The organism is Archangium violaceum, assembly GCF_016887565.1.
Lineage (GTDB): Bacteria > Myxococcota > Myxococcia > Myxococcales > Myxococcaceae > Archangium > Archangium violaceum_B.
The window spans coordinates 11,816,070-11,842,531 of record NZ_CP069396.1 but is presented as its reverse complement, the minus strand read 5'-3'; the positions used below and the strand labels follow the sequence as shown (position 1 = coordinate 11,842,531).

Below are 26,462 nucleotides of genomic sequence, written 5' to 3'. Positions count from 1 at the left end.
CCGGAGGTGAGAGGTGGCTCGACGGATCCGGTCCGGGCGGCTTTACTCCCCCTGGCGTGGCACCGTGGTGCCCTTCACTCCCAGGAGGAACTCGATGGCGGATAGCGACAACGTGGATCTGGCGACGCTCGGCGCCGAGGCGGAGCTGGTGCGTCTCGGGACGGCGGTGGCCCAGGTACTGGCGAAGCTGAACGAGGTCACCGCGCGGCAGCAGCAGAGCATCCTGGATCTCGTCGTGGAGGCCCGGGTGGCCAGCGAGTCCGTCCGGGGCCCGGGGCCCGAGCCGAAGTCCGCCTTCCTCCCGCCCATCGAGCCAGCACAGTCCGTGGCCCCGGTGGAGGGGAACGAGCCCGAGTCCAGGGCCTCGTCCGTCCACCCCGATGAGGTGAGGGCGCGGGCCCTGGCCTCGGTGTACGAGGCGGCGGCGCAGGCGCTCGGCCTGGCGTTCCACAACGCGGTGGCCAACCAGCAGCAGCTCAACGTCCTGGGGCAGGCGGCCCTGAGCCAGTCGGCCGTCCTGGTGCTCTCGTCCGGGCCCTCCGGCGAGTCGCACCCGGTGGGCGTCCTCAAGGCGGGCTGAGGCCAGCCGGGGACCCGGGGCCCGGCGAGGGGGAGGCGCATGCCCGGGGATGCGCCTCAGCGTTGGGAGACGGTGGCCGGGGCGCTCCAGGCGTGCTGGGAGAGTCCTCCCTCGGTGCCGAAGAGGGCCGTGTCTTCCTCCACGAGGAGGGAGTGCACGCGCGGGTCCGCGAGCCGGGGCAGCGCGCGCACCGTTCCGCTCGCCGCGTCGTAATGGGCCGCGCCCCGCAGCGTGCCCACCAGGGCCCCGCCCGGTACCAGTGCGGTGGACACCACGTAGCGGCTCGGCAGTCCCGCGGCGTCGCGCACCCGCGTCCAGCGCTCGCCGTCGAAGTAGCTGAAGCCGTCCTGACACGAGCCCACCACCGCGCGGCCCTCACCGTCCGCCGAGAGCGCCGTCACCCAGTTGTCCGTGAGGTTCTTGCCGTCGTGGAAGCGGTTCCACTGCGTGCCGTCCCAGCGCACGAGTCCCCGGTCCTCGCTCGCCACCCAGAGGTAGCGCCCGGTGCCGTCGGCCACCGAGACATGGGAGCTCCAGCCTTCCGGCAGTTGCAGCCGCTTCGCCAGCTCGAGCGGCTGGCTCGCCCGCTTCACGAAGGAGACACCCCGTCCATCCACCAGGGCGACACCGTCCTCCGTGTCCGCCATCGCCGCCAGCACCGACAGCTTGCCGAGCGCCACCGGGTTGCGGCCTCCGTACGCCATGGGCGTCCACGACTTCCCATCGTAGAGGCCCAGCCCGTACATCGTGGCCACGTAGAGGTTCTTCCCATCGCTCGCGAGGCCCAGCACATGGTTGCTCGGGAGGTTCGGCGCGCGGAACGTCCGCCACCGCCCGTCGGGCAGCTCCCAGCACACGCCCTTGTCGAAGGTGCCCACCACCCGCTGTCCCTGGTGCCGCGTGAGCGCGGTGATGTGGTTGCCACACAGCTGGCCCGAGGGCGTCACCCGCTTCCACTCCTTGTCCTGACGCCGGAAGACGCCCTGGTCACGGGTGCCCACCCATGCCACGCCCTTCTCCTCGAGCGTGCTCGTGGCTCCCGCGGGCAGGGCCCTGGGCTCGCCCGAGCTCGCGCCCCAGCGCCGGGACTCGCCCTCCGCGCCGAGTACCCGCGTCTCGCTCCCCGGGCCCGTGGCGTACGCGAGCGGCCCCACGGGGACGGGGAGGGACACGAGCCCATCTGGCCCCAGCGTGAAGGTGCCCTCGGTGGTGCCCACGCGCAGCGAGTCACCCTCCTCTTCCAGTAGCAGTACCTGCCCTGGCACCGTCCACATGCGCCCCGAGGCCGGAGCCATCACCCGCCCGTCCGCGGTGCCGAGGTAGCGCTCGGTGAAGGCCGTGTACGTGGGGCCCGCGAGCAGCCGCTCCGAGAGCCACCCGAGCGCCGCGCGGTACACCTCCGCGTTCATGCCCTCCGCCGCGGGCAGCGCGTACCACTTCGCCTCTACCACCGGCTCCACGCGCCAGCGGTCGTCCATCACCACCACGCCCTCGTCCGTGGCGGCGAAGAGACGGTCTCCCGCGACCTCCAGCGCGCGGCAGAAGTGGCTCGGCAGGCCGTCCTCCACCGTCAACTTGCGCACCGGCCGGCCCGCGGAGGTGAAGAGCTCCAGGCCACCCTCGGTGCAGGCCACCACGTGGCCGTTGTACGAGGCGAGGTCATGCACCGTCTCGGTGTTGGTGACGGTGGCGGAGAGCAGGGCGGCGGTCAGGGTGGAGAGCAGCATGTGCGGGTCCTCGGCGTGGCGGCGGTGTGCGCCGCCTCGTCCTTCTCTCTTGCGAAGCATGGGCCAGCGACCAACCCCTCGGAACCGCTGGCCCGCGTCTCCTTCCAGCCTCGGGCCGTGGCTCGGCGCCAGCACCCCGAGGGCATGCCCGGGTCACTCCTCGACGCGGAGGGCGACGCGCACCTTCTCGCGGCGCTCGAAGCGGTTGCCGGCGGCGTCACGGGCCACGAGCACCAGCTCGTACTCCCCGGGCTCGGTGCCGGCGGGCACCACCAGCTCGCGGGAGAAGCGCAGCCCATCGCGCGTCTCCAGGAGGAGCTGCTCGTCGCCGAAGAGCTCACCGTAGACGCTCAACTCGCGGGTGGCCTCCACCGCGTCCACCTCCAGGCGCAGGGCCTGCCCCGGGGCGAGCACGCGCGTGGACAGCGTCACCTCGAAGTCGTTGCCCTTGGAGTCCAGCCGGTAGCGCACCTCGCGGCGGCGCACCGTGCCGTCCCTCATCTCCACCGCCACCAGCACGTCGTAGTAGCCGTCCTCCACGAAGAGGGGCACCAGGAAGCGGCCCCGCCACAGGCCCGTGGCCGCGTCGAAGGTGAGGGGCTTCACCAGGCCGAAGGGGAAGTAGGCCGTCACCCGGCGCGCGTTCCTCGGGGCGACCACGGAGATGATGGGGTCCCCGGGCGGAATCTCCTCGCGGCTCAGCTCGCCGAAGACGCCCGCGTACGAGGTGCCCTCGGGCAGCTCCACCGGCACCATCTCGCGCACCGTGTCGCCACCCGGCTGCGTGCGCGCCACCTCCTCCACCGCGACGAACGAGGTGTACTTGCTCATCAGCCGGTACTGGAGCGCCGTGGCGGTGATGGCCTGGACGACCTCGGGCTTCTCGCCGCGGTAGTTCTCCACCGACAGCTCCTCGATGCGCTGACGGGCCCACAGGCTGCGCAGCGACGCGTGCTCCGGCGCGGAGGCGGGGAAGGTGACGGGCACGTCGAAGTGGCGCTCCTGCCCGCGGACGCGGCCGGTGATGCGCAGCAGGCCATCGCCCGAGCCGTGGAACTTGCCGATGAGGAACAGCGGCTGGCCGCTGAAGAGGTCCGGCAGCACGCGCGGGTAGACGTCCGACACCGGCAGCCCGTCCGTGTCCACGCGCACCGAGGTCAACACCGGGCCGCGGATGCGCGACTCGAACTCCTGGGCCACCTCGGCCTCGGGGCGGCGGAGGTTGACGAAGGTGGAGGCGCCACGGCCCACCTCGCCCATCCTGGCGACGAGGTAGCGGTTGACGTCGTTGCCCACGCCCACGCTGAAGACGCGCGTCTCCTCGCGCAGGTGCTGCTGGAGGGTGCCGAGCACCTGGTCGTCATCGCCGATGAAGCCGTCCGTCATGAACAGCACCATGCGCAGGCGGGCGGGGTCGTTGGCGGGCACCATGGCCTCCTGGGCCGCCACGCGCACGTCCGTGCCGCCGCCGCCCCAGAAGTTGGCCACGTAGGGCAGGGCGCGAGCCACGTTCTCCGGCGAGGCGGGCACCGCGGCGGGGGCGAACTTCGTCACCGACGTGTCGAAGTTGAGCACCTGGAAGGTGTCCTCGGGGTGGAGGTGGCGCAGCACCTCGGCGGTGATGGCCTTGGACTTCTCGATGGGCTGGCCGGACTGGGAGCACGAGGTGTCCAGCACCAGGTACAGCTCGCGAGGCACCACCTCCTCCTGCTTGGGCTCGAGCTGCGGGTTGAGGAGCACGAGGAAGTAGCCCTCGTCGGCGCCGGGCTCGCGGTGCATGAGCACGGCGGGGCGGATGAGGGCGTCGGCGACGCGGTACTCCAGGGTGAAGGTCTTGTTGGGGATGCGGTCGTTGGGGGCGAGCTCCACGCGGGCGCGGCTGGAGCCCTCGCGCGTCACCGTCACCTGGTGCGAGGTGGAGCGCAGCTCGTGCACGGGCAGGCCCGCGTCCAGACGCACGGAGAGGTGGATGTCACGGCCGCTGCGCGCCTCGGGGGGCAGCACGGGCGGGGTGATGCGGCTGGCGTCGGGGACGGTGGTGGTGTCGGGCGCGGTGCCCTCGCCCTGGCGGAAGGCCAGGGGCTCACCGCCGATGAAGCGCGGCCCCACCGTCATGGGGAAGTCGAATCGGTACTTCCCGCTCTCGTAGACGAGCCGCTCCACGTAGTGGATGCGCACGCGGATCTCCTCTCCGGGGAGGACGTTGGCCACGGACTGGGTGAAGAGGTTGGGGCGCTCCTGGTCGAGCAGCGCGGCCGTCCTGCCCTCGGCGCGGGCGCGCTCGTAGGTGTCGCGAGCCTGCTCACGGGTCTGGATGACGCCGCGGATGACGCGCTGGCCGATGACGAGCTCCATGGCATCCACCGCGGCCTTCTCCGGCAGCGGGAAGACGTAGAGGGCCTCGAGCGGCTCGGAGTAGGGGTTCTCGAAGACCTGGGTGACGGTGACGCTGGCGAGGAAGCCGCTCACCTCGGCGTCCACCTCGGTGTGCTTGAGGCTGAAGTGCTGGGGCTGGGACTCGGGGCAGCCCTGGGCGGAGGCGTGGTGGCGGAGCTTCGCCACGAGGGTGCCCTGGGTGATGGCGCCGGAGCTCAGGGGCGAGGCGGGAGCGGGGCAGGGCGTGTCGTGCGACGCCGGCTCCTGCGCGGAGGCGGGGACGGACAGAAGGCAGACGATGAGCGCGGCGAGTGCGGCTCGCATGGGATTCCTCGGACAGGATGGGTACGGGCCGAGTGAATGCAGCCAGCGGGCCAGGGCTCGCGGTGCGCCAAGTGCGCGGAAGGACTGGGCCTGGGGGCACGCCGTGGTTCCGCGCTCATGAGGGCGGAGTATGGGGTGTGGCTGCCTGACCGCACGGGGCGTGAGTCACTTGGTTGAGAGCCTCACCAGCGCTCGTGCCATTCCAGTACCTCGGGAATGGACTCGAAGAGGTTGCGAACACCACCGCGTCGCCGTGGCTCGGGGTCAGTGGAAAGGGTGGTGATCACCGCGAGCAACTCATCGAGGACAGTGCCAGGCACTGCCTCCGGGACGATGGCGAATTGTCCGGCAACCGGAGACTCTCGCGAGCATGATCGAACTGCGTGCCTGCATCGATGTCGACGACCTGGAGAAGGCCATCGCGTTCTACACCGAGGCTCTCGGGTTGACGGTCGGGCGTCGGCTGGGCTCCGACTGGGCCGAGTTGCTCGGGGCCTCGTCTCCCATCGACCTGCTCTCCAAGCCAGTGGGGAGCACGGCCTCCCCGAGCGCCTCCTCCGCGCGGGATTACCGCCGGCATTGGACGCCCGTGCACCTGGACTTCACCGTCACCGACCTCGACACGGTGGTGCAGCGGGCCCGGGCCGCGGGCGCGACGCTCGAACGGGACATCCAGGAGCGCGAGTGGGGCCGCATGGCCAACCTGGCGGACCCCTTCGGGCATGGCTTCTGCCTGCTCGAGTTCCGGGGGCGCGGCTACGACGCGCTCACCGGAGGCTGAGCCCCGGCGAGCCGGGTCGAGGCCCGCGCCGTTGCGGCCGTCGAGCACGGCCGACTTCGCGAAATCAATTCCTGTACGGAGCGAAGCGCGCGTCGAGCCAGTCCAGGATGACCGCGTATGTCGTGGGCGCGTTGCGGTGGAGGTTCAGGTCGTGGCCCGACGCCGGGATGGTGACGAGCGAGAGCTGGGCGGCTGGCGAGTACATGAGGGGCTCCAGCGTCGTGGCGCTCGGGAAGTCGCCGCACGCGGGGATGCCGCAGAAGAGCTTGTCGTAGCGCCCGACGACGCTGAGCACCGGCACGTCGACCTGGAGGCTGAAGGCCGCGCTGCCGACCACCGGAATGCCGACGACCTCGAGCTCGGTGGTGGTCTCCTTCGTCGCTTCGTCCAGCGCGAGCACCGCGGGGTCCGTGTTGGTCAGGTGGTAGAACATCCCGCCCCGGCTGCCGGGACGCGTCGTGAGATAGCCCAGGTCGAGGCCCGCGCCCGCGAAGCGGGGATCCAGGGCCGCGGGGATGTAGTTCGGCAGGGACAGGGGGAAGCGGGGGCTGAGGGTATGCAGCCAGCCGGTGACGACGAGTCCCTCCACGTCGTGGTACGTCGCGCTCTGCGCGATCGAGATGATGGAGCCCAGGGAGTGGCCGACGAGCACCACGCGGCTCCACGCATGTCCGAACGCACCGTTGCGCAGGGCCTGCACGAGCTGGTGGCCCACGTAGGCCTGTGCGGTCAGGTTGACGGCGAGTGAAAGGGGCCGGTCGCTGTCGCGGCTGCCAATGCGATCGATGTTCAGCGTCGCGTAGCCCGCGGCGTTGGCGTGGCGCACGAACGAGTAGCGCTCGGGCTGGTACGGGAAGTCCCAGTACAGGCTGGAGTACGTCGAGCCATGCACGGTGAGCAGCACCGTGTCTCGCGAGTGCTCGGCGGGCACGCAGAGCTCGGCGGCGACCTCGTGATGCGCGGGTCTTCCCCGGACGAGCGCGACGGGGTACCGGAATGAGGTGCAGCTCCGTGGGCCGGGGTCTTCCACGAGGGGGGGCGCGCTCTCGGGCCTCAGCAGTTCCTGGAACTCCGCGTGGGCCTCACCCAGGCAGCTGAGTGCGAGCGCGAGCCCGAGCACCCGCGTGACGGATGACAGGGAAAGAGGACGGCGCATGTGGAAGACCTCCGGTCAGAGGGGCCGGCGAGAGGGGAAGGCCGCTCCCGCCAGGGACGACTGAGATTACGAGACGCCGCCGGGGTAGCCCAATGGCTATTCCTCGGTGTCTCCCTCCATCGGTAGATCCAACGTGAAGGTGGCGCCCTGGCCGGGGCCGGCGCTCGTGCAGGTGAGGCTCCCCTTCATCTCGAGGGCCGCCAACGCGCTGATGTGCAGCCCGAAGCCGTGCCCGCTCTTCCTCGTCGTGAAGCCCTGGGAGAAGAGGCGCGTCAGGTGCTCCGGCGGGATGCCCACGCCATTGTCGGACACCTCGATGACCAACCGCTCTCCTCCGGCATTCTGGCGGATGCGGATGCGCAAGCGCTTGTCCGGGGTACTGCTCTCCAGCAGCGCATGCCTCGCGTTGCTCAGCAGGTTGATGAGGATTTGCAACAGCTTGTGTCGATCCACGAAGATGGGAGGAACCTCGGCGTACTCCCGCTCGATGTGGATGCCCTCGCGCTCGAGCGAGCCCGCGTGCAGGCGCAGGGCCTCCTCGATGAGCACGGGCACCGGCAGCTGCTCCACCACCCCGGCGGAACGCGCGTGCCGCTGCTGCATGCTCACGATGGATTTGATGTGATCGACACTCTCGCTCAGGGAGTCGAGCTCCTTGCTCATCGTCTCGCGCTCCTTCTCCAACTGCTCCGAGAGAGCGATGAGGTAGCCCGGGAGCCGTTGCCCGCGCGGATCCCTCGTGAGGAAGGCGCCGAAATCCGAGGCGTGCTCGCGCAGCAACCGGGCGGCCTTGAGCAGGCCGGAGAGCCGCGAGGTGCGTAGCTGGTCTTTCAGCAGGCCCGTCGAGATGTTGACGCTGTTGAGCGTGTTGCCCACGTTGTGCAACACGCCCGTGGCGACCTCGGCCATGCCCGCCTGGCGCGAGATGTCCACCAGGGTGCGGTGCATCTCCTTCAGCCGGGCCTCGGCCTGCTTGCGCTCGGTGATGTCGCGCGTGAAGAGGGTCACGCCCGTCACCCGGCCTTCCTCCGCCACGATGGGACTGACGGAGACATCCATCACGACGGGCTTGTCCCCCATCCAGTCATCATCCTCGAGCCTCAGTCGCTGCCCGGCGAACGCCCTGTCGAGCCGAGGGGACCAGCGTGCCTGGAACTCCGGCGGCGTTCCGGTGAAGAACTCCTGCCCGGGCTGGAACTCCCGGCCGTGAATGACGCGGTAGGCCCGCCGTATCGCCGCGTTGGCGGTGATGACGTGCCTGTTGGTGTCGAGCGCGCAGATCAGGTCGTCGGTGCTCTCGACGACGCTGAGCAACTTGCCCTCACTCTCCCGCAGGGTCTTCAGCGTCCGCTCGAGTGCCTCGTGGGCCGCATCGCGCGCGGTGCTGTGCAGCGTCCCCAGCAGCCATGCTCCCAGAAGGGAGACGGCCGCGGTGATGTGCGCGTTCCAGAACGTCTCGAGGGTGTAGGGCCCGAGGTCGGCGCCGATGTGAATGCGATAGAGCGGGATGATGAACCCCGCGAACAGGCAGAGGACGGCCGTGATGAAGAACCCCGGGCGGGGGCCCGCCAGATAGACCGCGATGGCGGGGAGCAGCATCGCCGAGGCATGAGTCCCCCCCAGGGGGGCACCGTTGATGAGGTTGGAGGATACCCACCCCAGCGTCGAGGCCGCGCTCAGGAGCAGCCCTGGGAGGGCGAGCGAGGTGGCCCTGCGTGCCAGCACGAGCACGGCCAGGTAGCACAGGCCCACGACCATCGTGGGCACGTGGGAGGGCTGGAAGGGGGTGAACAGCAGGAACAGCCCCGTGAAGAGGACGGAGAACAGGGTGGTGCCGATCAGCACCCGGTACCGGAGGAGCTCGGAGGGGGGCGCCTTGCTCAGGTGTTCCGAGAGGAACCCGTCCAACAGGGGCGTGAGCCAGATGTGCGGCCCTCGTCGTGTTTCGACCGGCTTGGGCGGCGTGGGTTCTTCGGGGGGGAGGGGCTTCAACTCGGATGAACTCGCCATGGTGATGTTGCACCCGCCAGGGTGGACCCCTGTGTCACGCATGGCAAGGAGAGATGGCCGTCAGCGCCCCATGCGTTGTCCGGCGCGCACCACGGACGTCGGGTAGAACGTCCCACGCCAGACGACGCCCCCGCGCACGAGCGCCAGCACCGCCGAGCGGATGGCGGCCCAGGCGGCGGGCAGGACGCCGAGGAAGGCCAGTGGCGCGGGCGCTCGGGGAAAGCCTGACCAGACACTGAAGGCCCAGGTCATCACGGAGCCCAGCGCCCACGTTCCCACCCCCAGGAGCACGAGCGCCGGGCGTCCCGAGACCACTCCCGCCAGGAACCCGCACTCGAACATCACCAGGAGCACGTTGCCCAACAGGAGCGCGGGGAAGGGAAAGGACGCGCCGCTCTTTTCTATCGCTCGGGTGAAGGCGCCCAGGGACGGGTAGAACTCGAGGCTCACGCCGCCGCGGCCGCTGAGCACGGCCGACTTCGCGCCGGAGCGCTTGAGCATCATTCCGAGCGCGACGTCGTCGACGATCTCCATCTTCAGCCACTCCAGCCCGGGTGTGCGCTCCAGGGCCGAGCGGCGCACGAGGTTGAAGGCGCCAGCCCCCATGGAGGCGGACGAGCGCGGATCGGACACCGCCCACATCCGGGTGCTCACGCACAGGAGCCGGAACATGGAGACGAGGGTCATCTGGAGCACGAAGCCGGAGCAGGTGATCTCGGGCAGGACGCAGACATGGCCGAGCCCCTCGTGTTCCGCGTGGGCGATGATCTTCTCCAGGGCTCCCGGGACCAGGTGGACGTCCGCGTCGCTGAAGAGGACCCACTCGCCGCTCGCGCGTTCCAGCCCCCGCTGCATGGCGTGGACCTTGCCGAGCCATCCCTCCGGAAGGTGCTCGACGTGCACCACCTGGAGCCGGGGCTCGGCCCGGGCGAAGGTGTCGGCGACGGCTCCCGTCGCATCCGTCGAGCGGTCATCCACCAGCACCAGCTCGAGCTCCGGATAGGTGTTCCCCAGCTTGGAGCGCATGGCGGACTCCAGCGTGTGCTCCTCGTTCCGCGCGGGCATGACGAGCGACACCCGAGGCCACCGCGCGGGTGGCGGTGCGTTCATCCGCTGGAGCCGGGGCAGGGCACGCATGACCCGGAGCAGCAGGACGGCCAGGGTGAGCGAATAGAGGGCACTGGCGACGGTGAGGAGGAGGAGGAACATGGTTTCTTCACGACCCAGCGCGTACGCTCCTCATCTTCCGGGAGGCGCGTTCCTGGCGAAGGGCGCCATCTGGTCGGCCAGCGCCTTGCGGAACGCCGGCCGGGCCTCACACCGCTGGCAGTAGGCATGGAGCACCGGGAACTCCGCGACCAGCTCCGTGTGGCGCAGAATGCGCAGCACCGTGGTCATGAGCAGGTCCGCCGCGGTGAAGCGCTCCTCGAGATGGTCCTTCCCGTCCAACCAGGCGGACAGACTCTCCAGCCGTTCCTTCACCGCCTCGACCGCCGCCGGACGACGCAGCTTCGCCCATTCCTCTCCGGGGTTGAACAGGTCGATCTCGGCGAGATTCTGGATCTGCGGCTCCACCGTGTTCAGCGCCGCGAACATCCACGTCTTCGCGCGCGCCCGGGCGCCAGGCTCGGAGGGCATCAGCGCCTCGGTCCGCTCGGCGATATGCATCACGATGGCACCGGACTCGAACAGCACCAGCCCGTCCTCCTCGTAGGCGGGCACCTGCCCGAAAGGCTGAAGGCGACGATAGGACTCGGACTTCTGATCCTCCGGTCCGATCAGCCGCTCCTCATAGGCGAGGCCCGCCTCCTCGAGTGCCCAGCGCACGCGCAGATCCCGCACCAGACCCTGTGCGAAAGGCGGTACCCAGCGAAATGCGCTCACCTTGATCCTGGTCATTGCGTCCTTTTCCCACAGCGTGGCGCCGTGGGCCAGTGGACGCTGTGACTCAGGGTTTGCAGGCGCAGCACATGCGGCATGGAGAAGGGCCAATGGGTGCGACCCCAGGGGGTGGAGGCGTGGGCGGTGGAAGGGAGCACGAGCCGGTGGACGAGGTGACGGAGCAGCCCGTGCTGGATGCGACCACAGAGGCGAAGACCTTCAATCTGTCACCGCACGCGGAGGCGCAGCCCGTGTCGCAATTGACGAGGCCACAAATGGCGACTGTATGAACCGGGGGCCCTGGCGGCCCTTGATCGCCTTTCGGTCCCTGGGGTCCTGGCGGGCCTTGTGGGCCCACGGGTCCCTGCAACCCGACCGGTGAACCGACCCACTGGCCCAAATCATTGATGACCTGCGTGCCGTTCACCGCGTATCCACCCGGTGAATCAATCACGGCTCCGGTCAGGTTTCCCGAGAGGACCGCATTCGTGACGCTGGCCCCCGGGTGGTGCAGTGCCGTGTCAACCACGAGCGGATACGTCGGTGCCGTCAGGCCGGTCGCCACGTGGGCTCCGTTCTTGCGGTACCTGACCACGCCGCCCTCGACGGCGACGCGCAGGACATCTCCAGGCACGTAGACGCCAATGGGCCGACTCGAGCCGCCTTCCATGGCATATATCTCACCGAACCGGCCGAGATAGATTCCATAGTCGATGTCCGTATAGGACAGATTGCTATCGCCTTTGCTCAGACCCGCGATGCGGTCCGTCGTCGTTTCGGTCACCGTGAACTCGAAGTAACCGTCTCCAGACGCAATGGCCTTTGTCGAGCTGGCGCCCGCATCCCAGCCCGTCGTATTGAGGCTCTTGCTCACGCTGTTTCCCGAGACGGAGACGCCCACCGTCTTCGTCCACTGCACGTTCTCGGTCGCGGCATGAGCCGAGACGGCGAAAACCACCAGCCCAAGACAGAGGGCCGCCTTCGTCAGAGCACTGATACTCATGGCATCGCTCCTTTCCAGAGAGCGAGGTGTCGAGGGGGTTCGACTACCCGTAGCCTTGGGTGGACTATTCAATCGCTGGCGCCATGGAACCTCCTTGTCGTTCCGGGTCCGCAGCGTTGCGTCCTCGTGCTCGAACAGACAGAGCCGCCTCCCGCCGGATGTGAGGGCATCCGGACGAGTCAGCGACTCTTCTACGGTGGGTTGCTTGGGCAGTAGGGGGGCTGAAGGTGCTCCAAATCCGCCGCCGGGCTCACTGAACAGGTGGCCGTCTCCAGCTTCACCCGGACCGTCTCCGTCCACAACGGGGAGAGCAGGCCCGACCGGCACTTCCAATGAGAGCCATCCTCCACGCACGACAAGGCACACGGCCCCAGCGTCACGAGGCCGCACAGCGGCACGTCGTCGCAGATCCGCTTCTCGAGGAGCAGGGGCAGTCCCAGCAGGCCACAGGATTGGGGCAGCAGTGACTCCCAGCACACGAAGACATTGAACGCGGGCAGGATTCCCAGCAGGGGCGTGGTGGACGAGAACAGGTCGCCGAAGACGGTCGACTCCTCGATGGGGTACTGCGAGGCATGGGCCGTGCCCCCGGCGAGGGCGGAATGGGGGCCGTCGAGGAGGATGGGGACGGAAGTCCCATAGAAGTTCAGTCTCTGGACCATGCACGCCGTCACATATCGGCGGCCCTCGGTATTCAGCACGTCACCGCGCCACGAGGGGGCGAGCCCCCACCAGCCCGTGTACACCTCGTCCGTCACGGGATCTCGCACGGATTGGTCTGGCGTGAGGGCACACTGGACAGCGGAGCGGAGGACGTGTCGACAGGTCTGGGAGACTTCGCTCAGGGGGATGCTCGGCAGCAACCCCGCGCCCTGGTCGAGCGCGGTGCCGCCCATCATCCTGAGCGCCTGCTGAGTACTGGCGGCCCAGAAACAGGAGGGGTTCGTGCCGTTCAAGCCGTTGGGCGGGGGCCGCTCACCGCTCACATCGCTCATGTTGCTCAGAACCGCCTGTGTGGCGACCGTGGGGAACTGGTTCTGCTCAGAGTCCTCTCCGGTACTCCCACATCCGGCGAGGCCTGACATGACGAACGTGATGAACAGAAGGAGTGCGTGCCTGATCCACATGGGTAGCTCCGGGGTCGTTTTCGAGCACGAGAGGTCGTGCCCTGCTGTCTGGTTTGGGGTTGAATGATTTCCAGGACGGGTGAAATCACGTCTTGGATGTCTGGAATCGCTGACACTCGCGGGTCAGGAGCGGGCTCAGCTGAATCGCTGTCTCGCAGGTCACCCTGGCACACGGTCTGTTCATCTCGCCGACCCTTCGCAGCGAGGCCCGTGCCTTCTCCAGGGCCGACGCTGGATCCCCCCCCTGGCGCCGCTCGTTCTCGGCTTCGAGGAGGCGGTTCAGCACCCACTCCGCGAGCAGCCAGGAGTCCTCTGGCGGGTCTCCGGAGACGGAGCGGAGCACCTCGAATGCCTTCTTCAGCGACGGACGGGGATCCCGGCCGAGCACGAAGTCATGGTGGGCGTGGAGCCGATGCGCGCGCGCCGTCCACAGCGCGACGACCTGGGGGCTGGAGCCGACCTGTTCGAGCCGGGCCAGTGCGTGGAAGAGCGCCTGGAGCGCCTCGGGCGCCTCGCGCCTCCGGGCGATCTCCGCTTCGAGCCGGACCGTCGATGCCTCCAGCAATCCGCCCACGGGCAGCGCGAACTTGGAGTCGAGCGCCAGGGCCTGCTCGTATTGTTGGGAGGCCTTTTCCAGCAGCGGCGTGGCCTCCCGTCCCATCGCGAGGGCTCTCGTGGCCTCCCCGAGATACGCCTCGCCCAGCTCGTTGTGGGCCCAGGTGAAGCCCGGCTCCAGGGAGAGGACTCGCTGGTACGCCGCGATGGCCGGCTCCATGGACGCCTCGCGGTCCAGCGCGGGCAGGAGCCGGGCCCGAAGGTAGAGGGCCTGCGCCAGCGCATAATGGGCCATGACATCCCGGGGGCGCGCTCTCATCCCCTCCTCGGCGGCCTTGAGTGCCTCCTCCACCACGGGGAGCGTGTCCTTCGAGACGCTGCCGCCCAGCACATGCACTTGCGCCAGGAGCACGAGGGCCCGCTGCACCAGGGCCTCGCCCTCCTTCGAGCTCGAACGCACCGCGCGGTTGCACGCCACCTCCGCGGCCTCGAAGGACGGGCCGGGCGGCAGGCCCCGCGAGGAGTCCGCCCACCCCATCTTCTCCCAGAGCTCGCACTCCGCCCGGTGGATGGAGGGGTCGCTCCTGCCCATCTCCGATGCCACCCGGTACGCCCGCGAGGCACGCTCGAAGTAGCCCTTCATCTTCTCGTAGTCGAACGCCGCGTCATGCCGGTACTTGCTGCCCTCGGCGTACAGCGCATCCCCCTCGAGCTTCTTCGGCTCGTACATCCAGGGGGCCTTGTCGAAGGCCGCCTTCGCCTTCGCGATCGCCTCTTCGTGGTTGCCCTCGTACAGCGCGATCAATCCCTCCACGTACTCGGGCACCTCGAGCCTCGACCCCATCGCCGCCCGCAGGTGGAGGAGCGCGGGCGCGCGCAGCTCCTTGTCGAGCAGCGCCACCTTCTCCTGCCGCTCCCGTGGTTGGGTGATGCGCCGGGTGTCCTCCAGGGCGCGCCGGAAGAGCTCTCCGAGCGCTCTCCCAAGCGCATACTCGAGGCTCGCCGACGAGTACCCGGCCGCGAGCGCCTTCTCCAGGTGCTCCCGGGCCCGCGCGGGCTCTCCGAGCGCGAGGTACCCCAGCCCGAGCGCGTGGTGTCCGGGTCCTCGTCCGGCCTCGCCCGACGCGCGCAGGTGCTGTTCGAGCTCCACGAGCCGGGCGCGCACCACGTCCCGCTCTCGCTCCACGTCATGGAGCGGCAGCCCGTACGCCGCGCGGAGGAACAGCTCCATCTCCTTCACGCTCTCGCCCAGCTCGCGGGCCAGCCGCGCCTGCTCCTCCGCGTGCCGCTGGGCACCCACCCAGGCGGCTCCAAGTCCGAGCGCTCCCAGCACGAGGGCCCCGAGGCTCACCGTGAGCAACTTGTGCCTGAGTGCCTTCTTCCGGAGGCGGTAACCCCAGGAGGCCTGCTTCGCCAGGATGGGCTCGCCGTCCAGGACGCGCCGCAGATCCTCCGCGAGCGCCCGCGCGGAGTCGTAGCGGCGCGCCGGCTCCCGCTCGAGGCACTTCATCACGATGGTCTCGAGGTCCCTCGGGACTCCCGGCTTCACCTGCCCCAGCAGCGGCGGGTCCTCCTGTACCGACATCAGGAGCAACTTCCACGGGTGCTCCGAGACGTAGGGGGGCCGGCCGGCGATCACGTCGTACAGCGTCGCCCCCAGCGAGTACACGTCCGTGCGGCGGTCCAGCTGGTGCACGTCCCCATTGGCCTGCTCCGGCGACATGTATGCGGGCGTGCCGAGCACCTCACCCGTCTGGGTCTGCCCCTGCTCCGCGACTTCGCGCGCCAGGCCGAAGTCCACCACGTACGGCTTCCACGTCCCGTCCTCGCGCCGCTCGACGAGGATGTTCCCCGGCTTGAGGTCCCGGTGGATCATCCCCTGCCGGTGCGCCTCGTGCACCGCGGTGGCGACCTCCTGAAGCAGCTTCACCTGCTGCTCGAGCGTCATGCGCTCGCGCACGCGCGACAGCGGCTCCCCGTCGATGTACTGCATCACGATGTACGGCTCTCCATCCGCCAGTCCGGCCTCGTACACACCGCACACGTGCTCGTGCTGGATGCGCGCCTGGGCCCGCGCCTCGGCGATGAACCTCCGGCAGAGCGATGGCTCACTGTTCTTGAGGAGCTTCAGCGCGATGGGGCGGCCGAGTCGCGGATCCTCCGCCCGGTACACCGTCCCCATCGCGCCTTCGCCAGCGAAGCGGATGTCCTCGTACCGCGCGGCGAGGGACGGAGGCGGCCTTCTGCGCACGGGAGGTGACTCGGCCCCTTCCTTCATGAAAGTCGGAGCGAGCCCGTGAGCGCTCTGGCTGTCCTTCGTCGACATGGGACACTCCTGCGCTGGCCCTTCCTCCCCAGCAGGGGACACGTTCCCCGGAAGGTGCCGCGAGATACGAACACCGAGGTAAGCATCCCCTCGGAGTCCTCCCATGGGATCTTCGTTGAATTGACAGTTATTCTATGTTTTGCTAAAATGACGAGGATTCAGAGGCGTATCAGGTCGCGAGGCATCTGCCGCGGGTGGTCCAGTGGGCGTGTTATCGATGCCCGTGGAGGACAGATTGCCAGCGTCTTTGTCATTCTCTCACAAACAGAGCCGCCTCCCTCTGGATGAGAGGCGTCCAGACGAGTCAGCGGCTCTTCTCGTCCTCACTCCAGCACGGGAGGGGGCACGGGCTGAACCGGGTGATGACGGGCCCGCATGGGTTGATGGCCACGGTGCGGCGGTACTCCGGGTCCTTCCACGCCCGGATGATCAGCTCTCTACGACTCATGGCGTCCTCCTTGTCATGCCCTCGATGGGGCATCTGGGTGGAGCCGCCCGTCGTGCCTGTGACTTCACATGAGCGGAATCGTCAGACCGGTGGCGCCTCCTCCCGTCCCATGGAGGCTTCGCGCTGCGCGTAGTCGGACATGCCCTCGAAGTCCACTAGCACGCAGGGCTCGTCGCCCACTACCCACGCATCGTGTCCGGGCGGAATGTAGGCCACGTCCCCCGCGTGAAGCGTCTTCCGGGTGCCGTCGTCCATGACGACCTCCATGCTCCCGGAGACGTAGTAGCAGGTGTGGGCAACCTGGCAGCTCTTCGTCCCGGCGATGGGCTGGATGTCCTTCGACCATATCCACCCGGGCTCGAAGACGGCCAATCCCATGGTACGGCCGTCGAGATGGATGACGTCCACATGGCCATGCGCGATGAAGGACCGTCGCTCATCGGGTTGGGAGAACGTCTTGGTGATTAGCTGGCTCATGGCATTCACCTCCGTGTCCGGGGACCGGTTGGTTGCTACTCAAGAGGAAGTTGGGAATGCGCCCGGGCCCGGGCCAGTGTGGACCTTCGTTCGAGAGAGGGAAGGCCCAGCCAGATGCCTACGTTCCCGGCATGCACTCGGTTGGTGGCCGGCACGATGAGCGCGAGCTGGTGGATTCATGGGCGGAGCGCGGGAATCGAGTAGGGCGCCCAGCGGTCCTTCCACGGGCGTGCCTGTTCGAGTTGATACGCGAGGCCGAGGAGCAGCGCGTCGGCGCCGGGGGCCGCGGCGAAGTGGGTGCCGATGGGCAGACCGCCATCCGGGAAGTGAAGGGGGACGGACATGCCGGGGCAGCCCGCGATGTTCTGGATGGGCGTGTAACCGACGGCGCGCGCCGTGCGGCGGAGCAGCTCCTCTCGCCCGAGAACCGGCGAGAGGTGCCCGATGGGCCAGGGTTCGGTGGCGATCGTCGGCGTGAGCACCACGTCGTACCCTCGGGTCGCCTCGTGATAGGTGTGCACCGCCCGTGCGAAGACGGCGCGCGATTGAGGCAGCGCGTCGGGACCGCGGGCGAGGAAGGTGTCGACCAGCGCCCAGGTGAACGGCTCGAGCTCGTCGCTCTGCACGGGAATGTCACGCGTTCGATCGACCAGCTCGACGACGCCCGCGATGGCCGCACCCGACACCAGGAAGAACGCGTCGCCCAGCGCGGGGCCGTCGAAGGCGGGCGGCGCGATCGGCTCGACCTCGTGACCGAGCTCGGTGAGCAGCGCCACCGCCTCATCGTAGGCGCGGCGCACCGCGGGCTCCGGCTCCGAGCCCATCACCGTCCGCGTCCAGGTCGCGATGCGCAGCTTGCGAGCGATCGGATCGCGCACGAAGCCGACGGGCGCACCCCTCGAGCGATCCTCGGTGATCGACAGGAACAACGCGCTGTCACGCACCGAGCGGCTGATGCAGTGATCGCTCGTCATGTCCCCGAAGTCCGAGCTGGCGAAGCTCGCCGACACCGTGAGACCACGGCTCGGCTTGAAGCCGAAGAGGCCGCACGCCGACGCGGGGATGCGGATTGAACCGCCGCCGTCGTTGGCGTGCGCGAGCGGGACGAGCCCCGCGGCGACGGCGACCGCGCTTCCCCCGGATGAGCCCGTGGCCGAATGGGCGAGGTTCCATGGGTTGTGCGTCACGCCCTCGAGCAACGTCTCGGTGCTGCCGATCAGGCCGAACTCCGACGTCGCGCTCTTGCCGACGCACACGAGCCCCGACTCGTCGAGCTGCCTGCCGTACGGCGTCTGTTGCTGGGCGACGTTGGCCGCGAACAGCCGCGAGCCCATCGACCAACGCATTCCCGGCCACGGCGTGGCGTCCTTCACCAGGAACGGCACCCCGGAGAACGGTCCCGGCTTCGCCGGGCGGGTGGGCTCGCGAGCGACCGTGACGACCGAACGCAACAGCGGGTTCAACGCGTCGATGCGCGCCAGGCACGCGTCGAACAACTCGGCAGCGGAGACCTCTCCCCGAGCACACAGCTCCGCCTGGGCCATGCCGTCGAGGCGAGCGAGAGACACCATGTCCTTCATCGGTTACCCCTGTTCTGGAACGGAAACGACCTTCTCTTGATTTCCCTCGCGGTCAAGGTCTCGCCGCATGAGAGTGACAGCATGACTGAACGTCCCGAGCTGTTGGCTTCATATTGGACCATCGCGGGCGGCGCCGAGCCGCATACCGATCGTGAATACAGTCCCATCGATTTTCGTGACCGTGTATCGGCCGCCGCCAGGGCGGGCTTCCGCGGCATGGGCATCTGGCATGCGGATCTCGCGCATTCGTTGAAGCGCTACACGCTGACCGAGATGAAGCGCATTCTCGACGATCACGGCATCGTGCACGTCGAGCTCGAGTTCCTGACCGACTGGTTCGTGGACGGTGAGCGTCGCGTGGCATCCGACCAGACCCGGCGCATGCTGCTGACGGCCGCGCGGACACTGGGCGCCCGTCACGTGAAGGTGGGCGACTTCCTGCGCACGCCCTGTCCGATGCCACGGTTGATCGAAAGCTTCGCCAGGCTGTGTGAAGACGCTTCCGAGCATGGCACGCGCATCGGCTTCGAGCTCATGCCTTTCTCCCACATCGACTCACTGGCCAAGGCGCTCGAGCTGGTGACCGGCGCCAACGCGCCGAACGGCGGCATCGTCTTGGACCTGTGGCACATCGTGAAGCTGGGCATTCCGTACCAGGCGGTCGCGGAGTTTCCCGGCAGCTACATCGTCGGCATCGAAATCAACGATGGACGGTTGCGGTCGATGCCGGACCTCGTCGAGGAAACCACCCAGTACCGCAACCTCTGCGGAGATGGTGAGTTCGACGTGCGAGGCTTCGTCGACATCATGTTGGCGGCGGGGTACCGGGGCCCGTGGGGCATCGAGGTGCTGTCGAAAGCACTCAGGCAGCTCCCGATCGAGGAGTCGACCCGCCGAGCGCATGACACGACGTTGGCTCAGTTCCCGGGGTTGAAGAAATAGGTCAAATGACCTATATTCTTCCCATGCGTACTCGGGAAATCATCGTGAGGGACACGCTTCGGTACGACCCCAACGGAGCCGTGGTGCTCGCGGGGGGGTATGGCGTCGTCGGCGGTGAGGTAGCCCGGATGCTCCGGGCCCGTCATCCCTCGCTGCCGCTGGTGCTGACAGGACGGACACCCTCACGGGGCGAAGCCCTGGCGGCGGAAGTGGGGGCGTCGCTCCACGCGATGGACATCGCGGGCCCGGCCCCGCTCGACCTCTCCGCACGTGCCGTCGTCACCCTGGTGAATGATCCCCTGGACCGGCTGCTGCGCGCGTGCGTTCACGCGGGCATTCCCTTCGTGGACATCACCCGCTGGACGGCGCGTGTGCAGCAGGCCCTGGCCTGGGCGGCGGTGGAGCCGCCCCGAGCCCCTGTCGTCCTCGCCTCCGGATGGATGGGAGGCATCGTCCCGCTGGTGGGGGCGGCACTTGCCCGGGAGCTGGGCAGCGCGCACTCCATTGATACCTCCATCCTCTATGACCTGGCCGACCGGGCGGGCGAGGACTCGATCGAGTTCATGGACCGCATGCACCTGCCCTTCGAGGTGATGGAGGAGGGACGGCGCCGGGAGGTGGAGCCACTGACCGGAGCGCGCCGGGTCGAGCTCGCGGGCCGGCACCGCCGGGTGGTCCGGCTCGATACGCCCGAGCAGCTCACGCTCCCTCTGGTGCTGGGCGCGCGGACGGTCTCCACGCGCATTGGCTTCAGCGACGAGTCGGCCACGCTCGCGTTCCGGGCCCTCCGAGGGCTGGGTCTCATCCACCTGCTTCGAGGGGATCGTTTCCGGGGTCTGCGTCGCGCCCTGTTGCGCAGCTCGGGGCAGGGGGGCCAGGCCGTGGTTCGCATCGAGGTCTCCTCCGGCGGAGGGTCGCTCACGGCCACGTTGGTGGATGCGCGGGGTCAAGCCCACCTGACCGCCGCCGGAGCCACCCTGGCACTGGAGCGTGCGCTCGGGCTGGATGGAGACGCGCCTCCTCGGGGAGTCGCCTTCCCGGAGCAGACCCCGTCGCCCGAGCGGGCGCTCGCGGCGCTGCGCTCCCTGGGAGTGGAGCTCGAGGTACGGCGCGGCGCGGAAATGGAGAGGCGGGCGGCATGAGCACCCGCGGTGCCTCCCGCAAGGGCCAGGAGCGGAGCGAAGCCATCCTCGACGCGGCGGAACGGCTGCTCGTGGACGAGGGACACGCGGCCCTCACGCTGCGCGGGGTGGCGCAGCGGTCCGGCATCCGGCTGGGCAACCTGCAGTACTACTTCGCGACTCGCGAGGACCTGGTGCGGGCCCTGCTCGCGCGCGTCCTGGAGCGGGCGACGGCGCGGCTCGAGGAGCGGATGGGCGCGGCGGGAGACCCGGCCGAGGCGCTCGACGAGACATTGAAGGCCCTGTTGGAAGACCAGTTGGATCCCGCCAGCTACCGGCTCTTCTACGACCTGTGGGCCCTGGCGGCGCGGGAGCCCGCCATCGCCGCGGAGCTTCGGGCTTTCTACTCGCGCTATACCGACGCGGTGGCGGAGCGGCTGGGCCAGTTGGCTCCAGAGACGTCCCGCGCCGAGACCCGCGCACGAGCGGAGCTGCTCGTGGCCCTGCTGGAGGGACTCTCGCTCTTCCGGTCCGGAACGGTGGGCGCGCCCGACCGGAATGTGGAGGCTGAGCTGCGGCGCGTGGTGTCATGGCTCACGGCGGGGAGCGAGCGCGCACCGCCAGCGCCAGGACGGGGCGGCCGGACTCCCCGGAAGTGAGCCCGGCCGACTCGGTCAGGTCGATACCATTGGCGTGGGCAGGGGATGGAAGGCGACGCCATCCAGGCCCAGACGTTGGCAGGCGTCGACGAATCGCTCGGTACAGACGATCACGGTGGAGAAGTCCTCCAGTCGGAAGACGTCCAGGTGGTTGGGGAGCGTGGCGGCATCCAGAAGGAGGGGCTTGGGCAGGGTGAGGCCAAAACGGCCACAGCGAGGGCAGGGCGGTTTGCGATCCGGCGGCAGGCAGTCCGGGTGCGCACGGCCCAGGGGGAGGAGCTCCAGTTCGAGCAACTCGGGCGAGTTTCGCTGGCGAAAACGGAGTTGGGTGCGGCAACCCTTGAGCCCACGCAAGTCCTCGGACTGAAGCTTCTCGAGTGCCTCACGCTGTATGAGCAGCCACCAGGGATTGGGAGATACCAGCGGCCCGAAGCGGCCCTGAGCGTTGCCGACCAGCGGACCCAGGGCTGAACCCGGTTCCAGCACGGCTCCCGGAGGCAGGTAGGGGAGAACCAATGCTCGCAGCCGCTCATACTCCTCGATGGGCTCGGCCCGGGCCTTCTCGAAGTTGGCCAAGGAGGCCACCGGGGTCAGATCCACCGAGGGGTACGCTCTGGAATTGTCACCCCAGGTGGCCTTGCACGCAGGGCAGCCGAAGACACCCGGGAGCTTCCATTTGTGCGCGGCGTCAACGTCGCCGGTGTAGCCCGCCTCTCTGTCTTCCTTGATTCTGAAATACCGCATCCCTGTGCTCCTCGGCTCACTTCTGGCAGTAGTAGGGGATGAGCGGGCCATTGATTCCGAACCGGGTCATGAGCACGAATGCGAACCGCCAGATATCCTCTGTGGTGGCGCCTCCGTTCTCATCACGGAACTGTCGCCAGGCCTCATTCCACTGCCCGCCCTTGGGTCCGCCACTGTGCAGCCATCGATGGAAGCTCTCGGGGAGGCGGACGGTGAATGCATGAATGTCGATGTGCTTGCTCTCGAACCATTCAGCCAGGTCCCGGGCTTGCGGGAAGATGTGGTGCTTCTCGAGGGGCTCGGGTGGGAGCATGCACGCGAGCGGGTGCTGCCGCTGCGCGAGCTGCTCGCGAAGCTTCCAGTTGTGCCAGGGAATCTCGAAGATGGGTTCCGGGTAGGAGGGCGCGGCCTGGGGCGGCGCCCACCAGCGGCTGGGATTGCCTACCAGCGGCGGGCGCATGGCCTGGGGCATGGGCCCACGTGCCAGCACCACGGAGTGGGAGTCCTCTACCACCAGGTCCCGGCAGCGCCAGAGGGCGCAGCGCTCCCCGTCACATAGCGGCACCACGCAACTCGGGTCCGTCCGGGCCTCCTCCCACGAGGTCACGGCCTCGGGCGATTCGTCCTCCTCGCGCACTCCCGGGGCAGAGGTGGCGCAGGCGGCCAGTAGCACACCGAGGAGCGCGAGCCATCGGGTGGAGTGATGAAGGGTCTTCTTGGTGGACATACGCGAGCGTGGCGGAGGCTAGGAGTCCTGCCGCCACGGGCGCAAGCCACTGGGAGCGGGCACTGCCGGTACAGCGTTCGGCCTACTCCGCGAGGGCCTTGTCGATGGCGCTTTTGAGCTCGGTGCTCTCGGGTGCCACCGAGCTGGAGAAGGCGGCGCGTACCTGGCCGTCCTTGCCCACCAGGTACTTGTGGAAGTTCCACTTCGGCTCGCCGTGCTTGCGCGCGAGGAACTCGTAGATGGGCGACTGGCCCGCGCCCTTCGTCTTCACCTTCTCGAGCATCGGGAACGTCACCTTGTAGCGGAGCTCACAGAACTTCGCGATCTGCTCCGCGCCGCCGGGCTCCTGGCCACCGAAGTCGTTGGAGGGGATGCCCAGCACCACCACCCCCTTGTCCTTGTACTCGCCCCAGAGCTTCTCCAGCCCCGCGTACTGCGGCGTGTAGCCACATTCGGAGGCGGTGTTCACCACCAGCACCACCTTCCCCTTGTACTCGGAGAGGTTCACGGCCTGGCCATTGAGTCGCTTGGACTGCAGCTCGAAGAAGGACATCGCACGCTCCGCGGAGACGGCGGCCGTACCCAGCAGGAGGGCCGCCACGGTGAGGGGAAGCATTCGGTTTAGCATGGCCTCCCAGATGCCCGAGCCCCTCGCGCGTTTCAACCGGGCTTTCTCAGTGCACCGTCTCGCAGGGGGGAGGGCAGCGGACAGGGGGGCTTCCTTCTGCTGCAGCCCGAGCCAGAGCTCGTCGATGAGCCGCATGTCACGCTTTCGTTGCTCGGAGAGCCGGACCGCCTCGTAGACCGACCGGCCGGTCCGCACGAGCATCCTCCGGATCGTCGCGTCCTGCTCGACACTGGCGATCTGCGAGAGCACCTCCAGAATGCGCAGGATGACCCGGGGCTGCGAGGAGGCGGCGTGGGGAATCTCCCCGAACGCGTCCTGCAGGAAGGGCGCGAGCCCGAAGCCGGGGCGCAGCAGCGTCACCCCACGGATGTGCCGCATCCACCAACCCTGGCCGAGCCGCCCCTTGTGTGCCACCGCCCGCCCCACCGCGCCCAACTCGTTGATCACCATCACCGCCGTGGTGACGTCATTGATGGCGGGCGAGAGCGCCTTGAGGGCCCTGTCTACCAGCTGCCGCACTCCATAGAGCACGTCCTGTTGCGTGGTGCGGTGGCGCCCCCCCGGCGAGCGCGGCGTGCAGCCGTCTCCGTTGCCGCTCGCTCAAGGCCACCGGCGGCCAGAGCGACAGCAGCGGCAGCCCCGGGAAGAGGAAGTCCCCGGTACGCACGTCGAGCCGCACCGTGTGCACCAGGGGGCCCTGTCCTCCAGCCCGTCGGCTCGGCTAGCCTGAGGGCGTGCTCGTTCAGACGCTCCTGCTCGTCCCCCTGCTGTGTGGAACCACTCCCGAACGCGTGGAGCTCGTCTTCGGTGGGGATGTCATTCCCCATGGCGAGGTGAAGGAGGCCGCGGCCGACCATGCGCGTTCCGTCCAGGAGGGGGGCGGCACCGTCCGGTCGCTCAACAACGAGGGATGGGACCACGTCTTCGGGCCCATCACCGACGTGCTGCGCACCGCCGACGTCGCCATGGTCAATCTGGAGACGCCCGTCAGCGGGGACCCCCGCGCGCCCACCGCTCCCCTCATCTTCGACGCGCCTCCCGCCATGCTGCGCGCGCTGGCCTCCGCCGGGGTGGATGTTGTGTCCGTCGCCAACAACCATGCCTTCGACCAGCGCCGCGCGGGTGTCGCCGCGACGTGGAAGCACCTGTCCGAGGCCGGCTTGCGGAGCGTCGGCTCGGGTTCCTCCGAGGCCTCCGCGTGGCAGCCCCTCATCCTCGAGAAGCGCGGGATGCGGATCGGCTTCCTGTCCTTCACCCGGTGGCTGAACGGCGCGCACAACCCGAGCGAGCCGGACACCTCGCCCCATGTCGCCTACGTGCCCTACAACGCGAAGGCGAGTGGGACCTGGCTGGCTCCAGAGGCCGCCGTGGAGCTGGTGCGCGCCGCGGCCCGGCGCTGCGACGCGCTCATCGTCGCCATCCACTGGGGCACCGAGTATTCGCACTCGCCGCATCCGGATGACCGGAAGCTGGCGCGCGCGCTCCTGGAGGCCGGTGCGCTCGCCATCATCGGCCACCATCCCCATGTGCTACAGCCCATCGAGTCGTACCGCACCACCTCCGGACGCGACACGCTCGTCGCCTTCTCCCTGGGCAACCTCATCGCCAACCAGGATCGGTACTACGTCCACGGCCGGCGGTCGGAGGAGGGGGGCAACAAGCGCGACTCCCTGCTGCTGCGGCTCTCGCTCACGCGCCCCGCTCCGGGAGCGCCCGTGTCGCTGGCGGGCACGTCCGTGTTGCCGGTGTGGATCGAGAACAACCATTACGTCGCGCTCGGCCGGGGCAAGGTCGCGCGCCACATCCAGCCCGTGCTCCTCGACGAGGAGCTGCAGGTCATCAACGAGCGGCTGGTGGCGCTCGCGGCCCGGGCCGTCACCCAGCCTCGCGAGGTCCGGCAGGAGCGCACCGCGCTCGAGCGCCGGCTCGACATGGCCCGGCGCCGACGCGAGCTCATCCTCCAGATAGCACTGCCTCCCGGCGCCGACGCGGACGCGGCGAAGTCCGGGAGGCGTCCCGCGGGCGCGGGTTAGCGCTGCTGCTGGCCCGTGCCCGGAGGATTCACGGTGTCCTGATCGGCCTGCCCCTCCTGGTGGTCGAGCCCCTCGTCGCGGAGGAAACCCTCGTCCTCGTCGTCCACGCGGTCCTGCCCGTTGTCACCCGCGCCGCCGGTGCCGGGCTCGTCGAGCGCCGGATCATCCGTCATGTCGTCGGCGCCCGCGCCGCCGGTGCCGGGCTCGTCCAGCGTGCTCTCGTCCCGGGTCGTTCCCGTGCCGCCGGTGCCGGGCTCGTCGAGGGGGCCCTCGTCCTGCGTGGTGCCCGCGCCGCCAGTGCCGGGCTCGTCCAGCGTGCTCGTGTCACCCGTGTCATTCGTCCTGGACGGGTCGAGGGTGTCCTGGTCCTGGGTGGTGCCAGCTCCGCCAGTGCCAGTACCTGTGCCGGTGCTGGTCCCCGTGCCAGTGCCGGTGCTCCCGCCTTGTTGCTGAGAGATGGCCTGCGGGCTCGTCCTGGCCTCCGCGCGCATATTGGCGGTGCTCAGCGCCATGAAGCCCGCGAGCAGTCCAACCAGTGCGAGTCTCGTCTTCCCGGTCATCGTTCCGTCTCCTCGTTGAGATGTCTTGGGGTGTCCGCTGTCAGACCGAGAACGTGGACATGCGGGCCGCGAGGTCGCAGGAGGCGCCTGCCCTCCCGTGCCCTCTCCTGCCGCGCGGGGGACCTCTAGAGCGGGTGTCGGAGGACTCCCCTGGTCGTGGGGCGATGCACGACCCGTGGGGCAGGAGGTAGCGCTTCCGGGAGGGAACGAGATGCCGCAAGTTCCTAGGCGCGGGTTGGCCTCTCGGGTAATGTCCTCCTACGTCTCTTTGTACGTCAGGCACCATGGCATCGAAACGCATCTCTCCGCCCGTCTCGCAGCAGCGCATGGATGACAAGCTGGCCCTCGCACTGGGGGCGGCGGCGCGTGCCGCCCGGCTGCGCGCGGGGCTCACCCAGGCGGAAGCGGCCGAGAAGGTCGGTCTGGCTCCTGGCGTGTACGGCCGCATCGAGCGCGGGGGGATGATGCCCAGCGTCCCGACGCTGCGCCGGCTGAGCATCATCCTGAAGATTCCCTCGGACACGCTGCTGAGCCTGAGTCACACCGAGGTGACGGCCTGGGTGGATTCGCTGCCGGCGAAGGAGGAGCGCTCCCCCGAGCTGCGCAAGCTCGCGCGCTCGCTGCGCACCCTGTCTCCGTCCCAGCTCAAGGTGCTCAACGTCATCGCCACCGCGCTCACGCGCTGATTCTCACGTTG

The 26,462-nt window shown here is 69.0% G+C and carries 23 protein-coding genes; 7 read left to right on the top strand and 16 right to left on the bottom strand.

Annotated features, from left to right (window positions below; genetic code table 11):
* Nucleotides 1–94: 94 nt before the first annotated feature.
* Nucleotides 95–580, top strand: coding sequence for a RebB family R body protein (locus tag JRI60_RS47195; protein WP_204222642.1), 486 nt, complete (start codon nt 95–97; stop codon nt 578–580).
* Nucleotides 581–636: 56 nt separating this feature from the next.
* Here JRI60_RS47195 and JRI60_RS47190 read toward each other — a convergent pair whose 3' ends face one another.
* Both JRI60_RS47190 and JRI60_RS47185 read right to left on the bottom strand, forming a co-directional pair.
* Nucleotides 637–2,307 carry a ligand-binding sensor domain-containing protein gene (locus JRI60_RS47190; RefSeq protein WP_204222641.1) on the bottom strand — a complete coding sequence of 557 codons (1,671 nt, stop codon included), beginning with the start codon at nt 2,305–2,307 and terminating at the stop codon, nt 637–639.
* Nucleotides 2,308–2,460: 153 nt separating this feature from the next.
* On the bottom strand, nt 2,461–5,007 hold the full coding sequence (locus JRI60_RS47185) for a VIT domain-containing protein (RefSeq protein ID WP_204222640.1): 2,547 nt from the start codon (nt 5,005–5,007) through the stop codon (nt 2,461–2,463).
* A gap of 370 nt (nt 5,008–5,377) precedes the next feature.
* On the opposite strand from JRI60_RS47185, the gene JRI60_RS47180 reads away from it, so the two are divergent.
* On the top strand, nt 5,378–5,788 hold the full coding sequence (locus JRI60_RS47180; RefSeq protein WP_204222639.1) for a VOC family protein: 411 nt from the start codon (nt 5,378–5,380) through the stop codon (nt 5,786–5,788).
* A gap of 64 nt (nt 5,789–5,852) precedes the next feature.
* On the opposite strand, the gene JRI60_RS47175 is transcribed toward JRI60_RS47180, so the two are convergent.
* The 10 genes from JRI60_RS47175 to JRI60_RS47130 form a co-directional block, all read right to left on the bottom strand.
* Nucleotides 5,853–6,944 (bottom strand): alpha/beta hydrolase, encoded by a 1,092-nt coding sequence (locus JRI60_RS47175; protein ID WP_204222638.1) that lies wholly within the window; start codon nt 6,942–6,944, stop codon nt 5,853–5,855.
* A gap of 96 nt (nt 6,945–7,040) precedes the next feature.
* The gene (locus tag JRI60_RS47170; RefSeq protein ID WP_204222637.1) at nt 7,041–8,954 is read right to left on the bottom strand and encodes an ATP-binding protein; all 1,914 of its coding nucleotides are present in this window, start codon (nt 8,952–8,954) and stop codon (nt 7,041–7,043) included.
* Between the two features lie 60 nt (nt 8,955–9,014).
* Complete coding sequence (locus tag JRI60_RS47165; protein ID WP_204222636.1) at nt 9,015–10,163, bottom strand: glycosyltransferase; 1,149 nt, start codon at nt 10,161–10,163, stop codon at nt 9,015–9,017.
* Between the two features lie 30 nt (nt 10,164–10,193).
* On the bottom strand, nt 10,194–10,853 hold the full coding sequence (locus tag JRI60_RS47160; RefSeq protein ID WP_204222635.1) for a glutathione S-transferase family protein: 660 nt from the start codon (nt 10,851–10,853) through the stop codon (nt 10,194–10,196).
* Between the two features lie 49 nt (nt 10,854–10,902).
* Nucleotides 10,903–11,838: a hypothetical protein gene (locus JRI60_RS47155; RefSeq protein WP_204222634.1), complete on the bottom strand. Its 936-nt coding sequence runs from the start codon at nt 11,836–11,838 to the stop codon at nt 10,903–10,905.
* Between the two features lie 191 nt (nt 11,839–12,029).
* Entirely contained in the window at nt 12,030–12,833 is an 804-nt protein-coding gene (locus tag JRI60_RS47150; protein ID WP_204222633.1) for a hypothetical protein, read from the bottom strand.
* Nucleotides 12,834–13,050: 217 nt separating this feature from the next.
* Nucleotides 13,051–15,846 (bottom strand): serine/threonine-protein kinase, encoded by a 2,796-nt coding sequence (locus tag JRI60_RS47145; RefSeq protein WP_204222632.1) that lies wholly within the window; start codon nt 15,844–15,846, stop codon nt 13,051–13,053.
* A gap of 304 nt (nt 15,847–16,150) precedes the next feature.
* The gene (locus JRI60_RS47140; RefSeq protein WP_204222631.1) at nt 16,151–16,294 is read right to left on the bottom strand and encodes a hypothetical protein; all 144 of its coding nucleotides are present in this window, start codon (nt 16,292–16,294) and stop codon (nt 16,151–16,153) included.
* An 81-nt stretch (nt 16,295–16,375) separates the two neighbouring features.
* Complete coding sequence (locus tag JRI60_RS47135) at nt 16,376–16,771, bottom strand: cupin domain-containing protein (RefSeq protein WP_204222630.1); 396 nt, start codon at nt 16,769–16,771, stop codon at nt 16,376–16,378.
* 176 nt (nt 16,772–16,947) lie between these two features.
* The gene (locus JRI60_RS47130) at nt 16,948–18,351 is read right to left on the bottom strand and encodes an amidase (RefSeq protein ID WP_204222629.1); all 1,404 of its coding nucleotides are present in this window, start codon (nt 18,349–18,351) and stop codon (nt 16,948–16,950) included.
* Between the two features lie 81 nt (nt 18,352–18,432).
* Here JRI60_RS47130 and JRI60_RS47125 point away from each other — a divergent pair, with 81 nt between their 5' ends.
* The 3 genes from JRI60_RS47125 to JRI60_RS47115 are packed head-to-tail and all read left to right on the top strand — an operon-like array spanning nt 18,433 to nt 21,073.
* Nucleotides 18,433–19,293 (top strand): sugar phosphate isomerase/epimerase family protein, encoded by an 861-nt coding sequence (locus JRI60_RS47125; protein WP_204222628.1) that lies wholly within the window; start codon nt 18,433–18,435, stop codon nt 19,291–19,293.
* Nucleotides 19,294–19,316: 23 nt separating this feature from the next.
* Nucleotides 19,317–20,435 carry a saccharopine dehydrogenase family protein gene (locus JRI60_RS47120; protein ID WP_204222627.1) on the top strand — a complete coding sequence of 373 codons (1,119 nt, stop codon included), beginning with the start codon at nt 19,317–19,319 and terminating at the stop codon, nt 20,433–20,435.
* On the top strand, nt 20,432–21,073 hold the full coding sequence (locus JRI60_RS47115) for a TetR/AcrR family transcriptional regulator (protein ID WP_204222626.1): 642 nt from the start codon (nt 20,432–20,434) through the stop codon (nt 21,071–21,073). The genes JRI60_RS47120 and JRI60_RS47115 overlap by 4 nt, the downstream gene beginning before the upstream one ends.
* 15 nt (nt 21,074–21,088) lie before the next feature.
* Here the strand turns inward: JRI60_RS47115 and sitI6 are convergent, their stop codons facing one another.
* From sitI6 to JRI60_RS54060, 3 genes are all read right to left on the bottom strand, one after another.
* Complete coding sequence (sitI6, locus tag JRI60_RS47110) at nt 21,089–21,817, bottom strand: SitI6 family double-CXXCG motif immunity protein (protein ID WP_204222625.1); 729 nt, start codon at nt 21,815–21,817, stop codon at nt 21,089–21,091.
* A gap of 16 nt (nt 21,818–21,833) precedes the next feature.
* Complete coding sequence (gene sitA6, locus JRI60_RS47105; RefSeq protein WP_204222624.1) at nt 21,834–22,544, bottom strand: SitA6 family polymorphic toxin lipoprotein; 711 nt, start codon at nt 22,542–22,544, stop codon at nt 21,834–21,836.
* Nucleotides 22,545–22,626: 82 nt separating this feature from the next.
* Entirely contained in the window at nt 22,627–23,691 is a 1,065-nt protein-coding gene (locus tag JRI60_RS54060) for a glutathione peroxidase (RefSeq protein WP_239470141.1), read from the bottom strand.
* Nucleotides 23,692–23,906: 215 nt separating this feature from the next.
* Here JRI60_RS54060 and JRI60_RS47090 point away from each other — a divergent pair, with 215 nt between their 5' ends.
* Entirely contained in the window at nt 23,907–25,205 is a 1,299-nt protein-coding gene (locus tag JRI60_RS47090; RefSeq protein WP_204222623.1) for a CapA family protein, read from the top strand.
* Here the strand turns inward: JRI60_RS47090 and JRI60_RS47085 are convergent.
* Nucleotides 25,202–25,765 carry a hypothetical protein gene (locus JRI60_RS47085; RefSeq protein ID WP_204222622.1) on the bottom strand — a complete coding sequence of 188 codons (564 nt, stop codon included), beginning with the start codon at nt 25,763–25,765 and terminating at the stop codon, nt 25,202–25,204. The genes JRI60_RS47090 and JRI60_RS47085 overlap by 4 nt on opposite strands.
* A gap of 284 nt (nt 25,766–26,049) precedes the next feature.
* Between JRI60_RS47085 and JRI60_RS47080 the strand changes: the two genes are divergently transcribed.
* Nucleotides 26,050–26,451, top strand: a complete 402-nt coding sequence (locus tag JRI60_RS47080) for a helix-turn-helix transcriptional regulator (protein ID WP_204222621.1) — start codon at nt 26,050–26,052, stop codon at nt 26,449–26,451.
* The last annotated feature ends 11 nt before the right edge of the window (nt 26,452–26,462 follow it).